Annotated in this window: 11 protein-coding genes and 1 other RNA gene; 8 read left to right on the top strand and 4 right to left on the bottom strand. The window is 67.9% G+C overall.

All coding sequences use genetic code 11. The features are described from left to right. Positions 1 to 584, top strand: a 584-nt coding sequence (locus VN856_RS16510; RefSeq protein ID WP_325690892.1) for a CobD/CbiB family cobalamin biosynthesis protein, incomplete at its 5' end; no start/stop codon positions are given. Here VN856_RS16510 and VN856_RS16505 read toward each other — a convergent pair. Genes VN856_RS16505 through VN856_RS16495 form a run of 3 tightly spaced genes read right to left on the bottom strand, consistent with a single transcriptional unit; the run spans position 556 to position 2,535 of the window. Next, positions 556 to 1,380, bottom strand: coding sequence for an SURF1 family protein (locus tag VN856_RS16505; RefSeq protein ID WP_325690890.1), 825 nt, complete (start codon positions 1,378 to 1,380; stop codon positions 556 to 558). The two genes, VN856_RS16510 and VN856_RS16505, sit on opposite strands and share 29 nt — an antisense overlap. Further along, positions 1,380 to 1,874, bottom strand: coding sequence for a low molecular weight protein-tyrosine-phosphatase (locus VN856_RS16500; RefSeq protein ID WP_325690888.1), 495 nt, complete (start codon positions 1,872 to 1,874; stop codon positions 1,380 to 1,382). Before VN856_RS16500 ends, VN856_RS16505 begins: the two co-directional genes overlap by 1 nt. Next, complete coding sequence (locus VN856_RS16495) at positions 1,867 to 2,535, bottom strand: HAD-IA family hydrolase (protein ID WP_325690886.1); 669 nt, start codon at positions 2,533 to 2,535, stop codon at positions 1,867 to 1,869. Before VN856_RS16495 ends, VN856_RS16500 begins: the two co-directional genes overlap by 8 nt. 84 nt (positions 2,536 to 2,619) lie before the next feature. On the opposite strand from VN856_RS16495, the gene cobC reads away from it, so the two are divergent. The 6 genes from cobC to VN856_RS16465 all read left to right on the top strand — a co-directional run bounded on the left by cobC (position 2,620) and on the right by VN856_RS16465 (position 8,162). Then, positions 2,620 to 3,666 (top strand): Rv2231c family pyridoxal phosphate-dependent protein CobC, encoded by a 1,047-nt coding sequence (gene cobC / locus VN856_RS16490; RefSeq protein WP_325690884.1) that lies wholly within the window; start codon positions 2,620 to 2,622, stop codon positions 3,664 to 3,666. Further along, a complete protein-coding gene (locus VN856_RS16485; RefSeq protein ID WP_325690882.1) occupies positions 3,663 to 4,802 on the top strand; it encodes a Nif3-like dinuclear metal center hexameric protein in 1,140 nt (379 codons plus the stop codon). The genes cobC and VN856_RS16485 overlap by 4 nt, the downstream gene beginning before the upstream one ends. Further along, entirely contained in the window at positions 4,799 to 5,533 is a 735-nt protein-coding gene (locus VN856_RS16480) for a zinc ribbon domain-containing protein (protein ID WP_325690880.1), read from the top strand. Before VN856_RS16485 ends, VN856_RS16480 begins: the two co-directional genes overlap by 4 nt. Continuing rightward, the gene (locus VN856_RS16475) at positions 5,530 to 6,618 is read left to right on the top strand and encodes a bifunctional RNase H/acid phosphatase (RefSeq protein WP_325690879.1); all 1,089 of its coding nucleotides are present in this window, start codon (positions 5,530 to 5,532) and stop codon (positions 6,616 to 6,618) included. Before VN856_RS16480 ends, VN856_RS16475 begins: the two co-directional genes overlap by 4 nt. 31 nt (positions 6,619 to 6,649) lie before the next feature. After that, positions 6,650 to 7,564 carry a DMT family transporter gene (locus VN856_RS16470; RefSeq protein WP_325690877.1) on the top strand — a complete coding sequence of 305 codons (915 nt, stop codon included), beginning with the start codon at positions 6,650 to 6,652 and terminating at the stop codon, positions 7,562 to 7,564. A 115-nt stretch (positions 7,565 to 7,679) separates the two neighbouring features. Beyond that, positions 7,680 to 8,162 carry a hypothetical protein gene (locus tag VN856_RS16465; protein ID WP_325690875.1) on the top strand — a complete coding sequence of 161 codons (483 nt, stop codon included), beginning with the start codon at positions 7,680 to 7,682 and terminating at the stop codon, positions 8,160 to 8,162. 5 nt (positions 8,163 to 8,167) lie between these two features. On the opposite strand, the gene VN856_RS16460 is transcribed toward VN856_RS16465, so the two are convergent. After that, complete coding sequence (locus tag VN856_RS16460) at positions 8,168 to 8,884, bottom strand: 2OG-Fe(II) oxygenase (protein ID WP_325690873.1); 717 nt, start codon at positions 8,882 to 8,884, stop codon at positions 8,168 to 8,170. 125 nt (positions 8,885 to 9,009) lie between these two features. Between VN856_RS16460 and rnpB the strand changes: the two genes are divergently transcribed. Then, an RNA gene (rnpB, locus tag VN856_RS16455) (RNase P RNA component class A) lies at positions 9,010 to 9,404 on the top strand. Positions 9,405 to 9,412: the final 8 nt, after the last annotated feature.

The raw sequence follows: 9,412 nt of genomic DNA, 5'->3' as shown, positions 1-9,412 counted from the left end.
CGTCGCTCTGCGGCCGCGACCCCACGCTGCTCGACGCTGCGGGATTAACCCGCGCCGCGGTCGAATCGATCGCCGAGAACACCTCCGACGCGCAGGTCGCGCCGCTGCTGTGGGCCGTGGCGGGCGGGGTGCCCGGCGTTCTTGGATACCGCGCGGTCAACACCCTCGACGCGATGATCGGCCACCGCTCGCCGCGCTATGCCCGATTCGGTTGGGCCGCAGCGAAGTTAGATGATGCGGCCAACTACATCGCCGCGCGGGTGACCGCGGCGCTGACGGTGGTGTGCGCGCCGATCGTCGGGGGTTCCCCGTTGGGCGCGGTAACCGCCTGGCATCGCGATGCCGGCCGCCATCCCAGCCCCAACGCCGGCGTGGTCGAAGCGGCATTCGCCGGGGCGCTGGGTGTGCAACTCGGCGGGCCCACCCAGTATCACTACGAGTTGCAGATCCGGCCGGCCCTCGGTGCGGGGCCACCGCCAACTGTCACGGATCTGGGCCGCGCCGTGCGGCTTTCGCGTGCGGTGCAGGCGGCTGCGGCGCTGGCGCTCGTCGGGCTCAGCGCCGCCGTCCGTAGCGGTCGGTGAGTTTGTCCTCGACGGTCGCCGGCTTTTGGGCGGTCTTCGCCGGTGACGCTTGCGCTTTGTCGGCGCGGCGTGCCCGCACTTCGGCATACACGAAGTAGCCCAGCAGGATCGGTGCGACCACGCCGAAGGTGATCCACTGGATGCCGTAGGACAAGAACGGACCCGCGTCCAGGTGGGGCAGGGCGATCACGCCCAGGCCGCCGGGCTGATCGCTGACCAACTGCAGGTACGACCCGGCCAACGGAACTCCGGTCAGCGTGGCGATCTGACCCGTATTGATCGAATAAACCTGTCGCACACCATCACTGACGAAAGACTCCTTGTCCAGCACCGGCCCCTCGGAGTCGCGCAGGCGTGCCGTGACGGTCACCGTCCCGCCGGGCGGTGGCGCGACCGGCGGCACCCGCGAACCCGGTAGCGGCCGCACGTAGCCGCGGTCGACCAGGACGGTGGGGCCGCCGTCGACCACGAACGGCAGCAACACCTCCATCGCCGGGTCGCCCTCGGCGACCCGCAACCGGGCCACCAGTTGCTTGTCCGGCAGGTAGTGTCCGGTCGCCGTCACTCTGCGCCACTGTCCATCGGGCGCCGATGAATCCTGATGCGGCAAAAGCGTTTTCAACGCCACCGGGGCGGTCGTCAGTGACCGCTGGATCTGGTCATTCTCCCGCGATGTTTTGGTGTTTTTTCCCAGCTGCCACGGGGCGAGCACGCTGAAGCACAAGTAGGTGAATGCGACGACCACGATGGCCAGCGCAATCCAGCCCGGCCGCAGCAGGAAGGCCAGGCGGCGCATCAGCCGCGTCCGTCCCGCGCGAGCTGCTCGTCGACCCACGTGTGCAATCCGGGCAGCGAAGCCTCGATCGCGGCGAACGCGGCTTCGAAGTCGTCGTGGTTGCCGTAGTAGGGGTCGTCGACGTCGAGAACGAAAGCGCCAGAACGGGGGTCGAACGATCGCAGCATCCGGATCCGATCGGCATCGACGCCCAGCTGCTGAAGGAGCGGCACGTGGTTGCGGGCCAGCGCAATCACCAGGTCGGCGTTGAGATGGTCGATGTCGACCTGAGCGGCGATATGGTCGGTGGGATAGCCGTGCCCACGCAGCACCCGGTTGGCGCGCTCGTCAGCAGACTTGCCGATGTGCCAGCCGGCGGTTCCCGCGCTGGTTACCCGGACCGAGTCGTCCAGGCCGCGCTCGGTGATCTGGTGAGCGAACATCTTCTCCGCCATCGGCGACCGGCAGATGTTGCCGGTGCACACGAAGGTGATGTGCAGCTTGGAATCAGACACCCAACGCCCTCCGCAACTCGGCGATCGTCGCGACGTGGACGGCGCCACTGCTCGCGCCGGTGTCGGCGAAATCGCCCTGACCGTAACCCCAGCCCACCACGACCGCGTCAATGCCGTGGGCGGCGGCGCCTTCGACGTCGTGACGGCGGTCGCCGACCATGAGCACCCGTTCGGGTAGCGGCTGCAGTTGTGCCAATGCGTGCGCGAGCACGTCGGCCTTGGCGGCGCGCGTGCCGTCGACGCTGGCTCCGGCGACGACCTCGAAGTGATCGTTGAGGCCGAAATGGGCCAGGATGCGTTGCGCGGTCGGCTCCGCCTTGGAGGTGGCCACCGCCAGTCGGACACCGGCGGCCCGCAGATCGGCGAGCAACGGCCCGATCCCGTCGAAAAGGCTGTTGATCGCCCAACCGCGGGTGGTGTAGTCGGCGCGGTAGGCGGCGATCGCCGCCTCGGCGTGCTCGCCCAGTCCCATCGCCTCAAAGGTGTGGTGCATCGGTGGGCCGACGATCTGACTGGCCAGGTCGCCCTCGGGCACAGCGGCACCGATCTGGCCCAGCGCGTGCCGGAAGCTGGACACGATGCCGTCCGCGGAATCGGTGAGCGTGCCGTCGAGGTCGAAGATCACCAGCTGGGGCTGAGCTGCCGAGACCGTGCCTGTCACGTTCCCATTGTCCAGGATGGCCCGGCATGCCGGTGATCGTGTCCCGATACCGGGCGTCGACGCGCGGTCGTTACTGTTTGAGATGTGGCGAGTCTGGATTCGAGCGCATCGATCTCGCTCGCGCAGGCCCGCTATCACGGTGATCAAGCCGCCGAACCCGGCATGCTGGATTTCGCCGTCAACATCCGGCACGCGCAACCCCCGGGCTGGCTGCGGGAGCGACTGGCCGCGCGGCTGCCCGACTTGGCGCGGTACCCGAGCGTCGACGACGAACGTGTGGCCATTCAGGCAGTCGCCGCCCGGCATCGCCGCGCCGACGACGAGGTTGCGCTGTTGGCCGGAGCCGCCGAAGGATTCGCACTGCTACCCAATCTGCGTCCGACACTGGCCGCGGTGATCGCACCGTCGTTCACCGAACCGGACGTGGCGCTGCGAGCCGCCGGAATCCCGGTGCATCACGCCGTGCTCGATCCGCCGTTCGGTCTGGCGGGCGTGCAGGTACCCGAGGAGGCCGACCTGGTCGTGGTCGGCAATCCGACCAACCCGACCGGCGTTGCGCACACGCGCGAACACATCCTGTCGTTACGCCGGCCCGGCCGCATCGTCGTGGTGGACGAGGCATTCGCCGATGCTGTTCCCGGGGAGCCGGGATCGTTGGCCAACCAGCCGCTGCCCGACGTCCTGGTGCTGCGCAGCCTCACCAAGACCTGGTCGTTGGCCGGCCTGCGGGTGGGCTACGCGCTGGGTGCGCCGGAGGTGCTGGCGCGGCTGACCGCCACCCGCGCGCACTGGCCGCTGGGCACGCTGCAGTTGACCGCGGTCGCGGCGTGCTGTGCGCCGGAGGCGGTGGCCGAAGCAGCGGCGGGTGCGCGGCGGTTGGCGGCGATGCGCGCCGAGATGGTCTCCGGCCTGCACTCGGTGGGTGTCGAGCCGGTCGACGGCCGCGCGCCATTCGTCTTGTTCACCGTCGGCGACGCCGAGCTGACGCAGAAGCATCTGCACGCCAGAGGAATTGCCGTGCGACGATGCGACACGTTCGTCGGCCTGGACGGTCGCTACCTGCGTGCCGCGGTGCGACCGGAGTGGCCGGTGCTCGTCGGCGCGATCGCCGAAAGCGGGGTGTTGCGATGACGGTTCGGTTGGGTGTGGTCATCGACGCGCTGGACGAGGCGTATCCGCCCGGCCTTGCTCAGACGTGGGATTCCGTCGGTCTGGTCTGCGGCGACCCTGACGACGCGCTGAGCTCGGTGACGATCGCGGTCGACGCCACCGCCGCGGTGGTCGACGCGGTGCCCGACGGCGGCTTGCTGCTGGCCCACCATCCGTTGCTGTTGCGTGGGGTGGACACGGTGTCCGCCGGCACCGCCAAGGGCGCGTTGGTGCACCGGATGATTCGCACCGGGCGTTCGCTGTTCACCGCGCACACCAACGCCGACTCGGCGTCACCCGGTGTGTCCGACGCGCTGGCGCGCGCGCTGGGGTTGACCGTCGAGGCGGTTCTGGAGCCCGCGCCGGCATCGCTGAATTTGGACAAGTGGGTGATTTTCGTCCCGCCCGAGAACGCGGATGCGCTGCGAGCGGCGATCTTCGCGGCCGGCGCCGGCCAGATCGGCGACTATTCGCACTGCAGTTGGAGCATCACCGGCACCGGCCAATTCCTGCCGGAGGACGGCGCTGCGCCGGCCATCGGCAGCGTCGGTGCTGTGGAACACGTGGTCGAGGACCGGGTCGAGGTTGTCGCGCCCGCCCGGGTACGGGGTCGGGTGCTCGCGGCGATGCGCGCGGCGCACCCGTATGAGGAGCCGGCGTTCGACATCATCGCGCTGGCGCCGACGCCGGGCGACGTCGGGCTGGGTCGGATCGGCTCGCTACCACGGCCAGAGCCGTTGAGCGCGTTCGTTTCCCGGGTGCGGGCAGGGCTGCCGCAAACGTCATGGGGAGTGCGCGCCGCCGGTGACCCGGACCGGCTGGTTTCGCGGGTTGCGGTATGCGGTGGTGTGGGTGACTCGCTGCTGGGTGCCGTGGCGGGCGCCGAGGTTCAGGCCTACGTGACGGCCGATCTACGTCACCACCCGGCCGACGAGCACCGCCGTGCTTCGCAGGTGGCGCTGGTCGACGTCGCGCATTGGGCAAGTGAATTTCCGTGGTGTGCGCAGGCTGCCGACGTGCTGCGGTCGGCTTTTGGCGCGGCGCTGTCGGTGGATGTGTGTCCCATCCGCACCGATCCATGGAACGTCGACAACGACGGCGGGGGAGAGTACGCATGAAAGCCGAAGTCGCACAGCAGCGCTCATTACTCGAAGTGGCCGAACTCGACGCCGAGCTGGCGAAGATGAACCACCGCGCCGGACATCTGCCCGAGCGCGCCGACTGCGAGCGGATACAAACCGAGCAGGTCGCCGCCAACGATCGGCTGGGAGCCCTGCAGATCGCGTTGGAGGACTTGGACACCCAGGTCTCGCGTTTCGAGTCGGAGATCGACGCGGTGCGCTCCCGCGAGGAGCGGGACCGGTCGCTGCTGCGGTCCGTGGCAGATGCCAAACAATTGTCGGATTTGCAACACGAATTAGGCACCCTGGAGCGTCGCCAATCCAGCCTGGAGGATTCGCTGCTGGAGGTGATGGAACACCGCGAACAACTGCAGACACAGCAGGCCGCGGAGCAGGCGACCGTCGACGCACTGCAGAAAGATCTGGCCGCCGCTCAACAAGCATTGGACACCACGCTCGCCGACATCGATCACCATCGGCGCGTTCACACGTCGAGGCGCGACGAACTCACCGCTGAGCTGGCTCCGGATCTGGTGACGCTGTACGAACGACAGCGGGCCGGTGGCGGACCGGGGGCCGGCCTGCTGCAAGGTCGCCGATGCGGGGCGTGTCGGATCGAGATCGACCGCGGCGAGCTGGCCCGGATCTCCGCGGCGGCCGACGACGAAGTGCTGCGGTGTCCGGAATGTGGGGCAATCTTGTTGCGGCTCAAAGGCGCAAGCCAGTGAAAGTCCTCGTCGAGGCCGACGGCGGATCCCGCGGCAACCCCGGACCGGCCGGCTACGGTTCGGTGGTGTGGTCCGCGGACCGCTCGATCGTGCTGGCCGAGAGTAAGCAGTCGATCGGCTGGGCCACCAACAACGTCGCCGAATATCGCGGCCTGATCGCGGGTTTGGAAGAGGCCGCGAAGCTGCACGCCGCCGAAGTCGCGGTGTCGATGGATTCCAAACTCGTCATCGAGCAGATGTCGGGGCGATGGAAGGTCAAGCACCCCGACCTCGCCGAGCTTCACGCGCAGGCCCGCGCGTTGGCGCAGCGGTTCGAGCGGGTCAGCTTCACCTGGATTCCGCGAGCGGAGAACTCGCACGCCGACCGGTTGGCCAACGAGGCGATGGACGCCGCGGCCGAACAGACCGACGCACCGTCGCCGGCCCCGCTCAGTGCGAACCCAGCACCGCCGGGATGGACCGGTGCGCGCGGCACCGCCACCCGGTTGCTGTTGCTGCGTCACGGCCAGACCGAGCTGTCGGTGCAGCGGCGCTATTCCGGGCGCGGCAACCCGCCACTGACCAATCTGGGCCGGCAACAGGCCGACGCCGCCGCCCGGTACCTGGGGGCGCGTGGCGGCATCGCGGCGGTGATCAGTTCGCCGTTGCAGCGCTGCCACGACACCGCGACGACGGCGGCTAAAAGGTTGGGTCTGGACGTCACCGTCGACGATGACCTGATCGAAACAGATTTCGGCGCATGGGAGGGACTCACGTTCACCGAGGCCGCCGAACGCGATCCCGAACTGCATCGACGCTGGTTGCGCGACACCAGCACGGAGCCACCGAGCGGAGAAAGCTTCGACGCGGTGAATCAGCGGGTCTCCCGGGCGCGGGACCGGGTCGTCGCCGACCACGGCGGCAGCACGGTGCTGGTGGTGTCGCACGTGACGCCGATCAAAATGCTGCTGCGCGACGCGCTTGATGCCGGTCCGGGGATTCTCTACCGGCTGCACCTCGACCTGGCGTCGTTGAGCATCGCCGAGTTCTACCCCGACGGCGCATCGTCGGTGCGACTGGTGAATCAGACCGGGTATCTGGGTTAGAGATCGCGGGCATCCGGGTAGTGAGCCAAACGTGGAGTGGTTAGCGTCGCACGCCCTGGCGATTGGATCCGCGCTGCTTGCGGCGTTTTGGGCCGCGGTGGGCATCGTCGTCCGGCAGCGTGCCATCCAGGGGGCGGTCGACAACCCGGAGGACACCGGCGCAATTGTGACGTCGTGGGTCCGTCAGCCGTCGTGGTGGGCGGGAACGCTGGGCGCGATCGGCGGATACGTGTTCCAGGCTCTTGCGTTGGCGCACGGGTCGTTGTTGCTCGTGCAGCCCCTGCTGGTGTCGTCGCTGCTGTTCGTGCTGCCGCTGGGTGCGCGGTTCTCCAATCAGCATGTGCGGGCGCGTGATTGGGGTTGGGCGCTACTGCTGACCGCGTCGCTCACCGTATTTGTTCTGGTGGGCCAGCCGCGCGAGGGCCACTATCGTCCGCCGGTGCCCGCGTGGAGTGTGGCGTTGGGCGCCTCGGTGCCAGTGGTGATCGTCTGCGTCCTGGCGGCCCGCCGCACGGCAGGTCGAACCCGCGCCATGCTGTTGGCCACCGCCGTCGCCGTGTTGCTCGGGATGATCGCGGTGTTGACCAAAGTCAGCACGCGCCACCTTGCCGCGCACGGTTGGCATGGTTTGTTGACGGTGCCGGCGCCGTATCTCCTGGTGGCACTTGCGGTCACGGTTACCGTGTTGCAGCAGTCGGCATTTCACGCGGGCGCGTTGCAGGCGTCGGTGCCGATCATGCTGGTCGGCGAGCCCGTGGTGGCGGTGCTGTTGGGTGTGGTCGTGCTCGGTGAGCATCTGGTGGTCCACGGTGCCGGGGGTGTGATCCTGGCGCTGGCCGTCGGCGCGATGACAGCGGCGACGATCGCGTTGGGACGCGATTCGGCTTCTGCCGCTACACCGGTCGCTGACGCGCCGGCACCCGCGACGCCCGCGGCATCCGCCTGATCGCAATGGCGCCGCAGCCGACACGTCCGCTCATCCGGAAGTTGCGCGGCTAAAGGGTATTCCGCCGGTAGAGTCCCGAGCCGAAGTTCTCCTTCTGTCAAGAAAGCGGCAAAGGATGTTGACAAGCATCACGCACCGACATACTGGCGTCGATGTGCTGCGGTTGCCCGGGCTGTCGGATGTTCCTAGCCGCTACGTCCACCGTGCCCGCGAACAGTTCGGTCCGCACGCACATAGCGTGAATGCCGCGCTGACGTTCGTGCGCGACCATCTGATGGCGTGGTCGATGCGCGACAAGATCGCCGTAGCCAGCACGGTGACCAACGTCTTCGTCGAGAACGCGCTGAGTTACACCCGCAGTGGTTTCGATATCCGCCTCGAGGGCAGCACCGACGAGGTCGTCGTCGCGGTATCCGACGCCAGCCCGAACTTGGCAGTCCGGCGTGACCGTCCGCTTGGCAGCTGCCCGGGTGGCTTGGACATCGTGTCCGCGCTATGTCAGCGCTGGGGGAACGCGGCGACGTCGACGGGCAAAACAGTTTGGGCACGCATCGGGGCCGACGACCCTTTCGGCGGAATCACCGGGCTGCTGCATTAAGTCGGTCACGCAGCGTCGTGAAAGATCAGTCCGAGCGCGTAACGCTCACCGGATCGCACCACGGACAGGCCGTGGCGCACAGCGGCGGCCGACCACCCGCGAGTCGATTGCACCGGCCGGTCGCGGGTGGTGAACAAGTAGCCGTGGCCCTGCGGCAATTGGGTTGCGGTACCACGAGACTGTGCCCGGGCCCGTTGTTCGACGAGCATGAATTCCCCGCCGCTGTACTCCGTGGCGGAGTCGCTCAGGTTGATCACCACCTGAAGCGGGAAAACCAAGTCTCCGTACAGATCTCGATGTAACGCATTCCAATCGTCGGTCCCGTACTTGAGTATCAGGGCGGTCGACCGTGTCTGACCCGCGGCGTGGCAGATGTCCAGCCACTCGTTGAGGCTGTCCGGCCAGGGCGCCTCGCGGCCGAGCTTGGCCCACCAATCGCGGGCAATCGGCAACAGCCGCGGATACAGCGCCTGCTTGAGCTGCTCGACCGGCTCCGGGTACGGAAAGTGCAGATAGCGATACTGTCCGGAGCCGTAGCGACGAGGCTTCATGTCGATGGTGGCGCGGAAAAGGTCGTCGTTGGCGTAGAGCTTGCGCAGCCGCCGGGCCTCGGCCGTGGTCAGCAGGCGTGGTAGCAGCGCACCGCCGAAATCGTTGACGTCGCCGGCGATCGCCTCCCAGTCGCCGGCGTCGACGCGTTTTGTCCAGTCGCTCGTGGGCATCCGCCGCGCCCTCCTTTCGCTCCTGATCTGTAGACGATAAGGATGACCGGAATGTGAGGCGCATTCACGCCACCTGGACGTTTGCTGGTCTGCGCATTCGGCAACGAGTACGGTGTTAGCGCGGACGAGTTGGCCGGGCGGCCGCGGCTCGTGCTCACGCAGCAGCGAGTCGAGGAAAGTCCGGACTTCACAGAGCAGGGTGATTGCTAACGGCAATCCGAGGCGACTCGCGGGAAAGTGCCACAGAAAACAAACCGCCACCCTCGCGGTGGTAAGGGTGAAACGGTGCGGTAAGAGCGCACCAGCATTCCGGGTGACCGGAGTGGCTCGGCAAACCCCACCCGAAGCAAGGTCAAGAAGACCGCACTACGGTGCGGTCGCGCAGGTGTTTGAGGGCTGCTCGCCCGAGCCTGCGGGTAGGCCGCTCGAGGCACCCGGCGACGGTGTGTCCAGATGGATGGTCGCCGCCGCATTACCTGGTAATGCGGAACAGAATCCGGCTTACAGGCCAACTCGCCCGCCTTCGGC

This window comes from Mycobacterium sp. (assembly GCF_035603715.1).
In the GTDB taxonomy this organism is placed as follows: domain Bacteria; phylum Actinomycetota; class Actinomycetes; order Mycobacteriales; family Mycobacteriaceae; genus Mycobacterium.
Note: the sequence above shows the minus strand (reverse complement) of the source record. Positions and strands in the feature narration are given on the sequence as shown.

Coding starts and splice junctions, on each gene's coding strand:
- VN856_RS16505 (WP_325690890.1), bottom strand. CDS start 1,380: ATGCGCCGCCTGGCCTTCCTGCTGCGGCCGGGCTGGATTGCGCTGGCC.
- VN856_RS16485 (WP_325690882.1), top strand. CDS start 3,663: ATGACGGTTCGGTTGGGTGTGGTCATCGACGCGCTGGACGAGGCGTAT.
- VN856_RS16480 (WP_325690880.1), top strand. CDS start 4,799: ATGAAAGCCGAAGTCGCACAGCAGCGCTCATTACTCGAAGTGGCCGAA.
- VN856_RS16465 (WP_325690875.1), top strand. CDS start 7,680: ATGTTGACAAGCATCACGCACCGACATACTGGCGTCGATGTGCTGCGG.
- VN856_RS16460 (WP_325690873.1), bottom strand. CDS start 8,884: ATGCCCACGAGCGACTGGACAAAACGCGTCGACGCCGGCGACTGGGAG.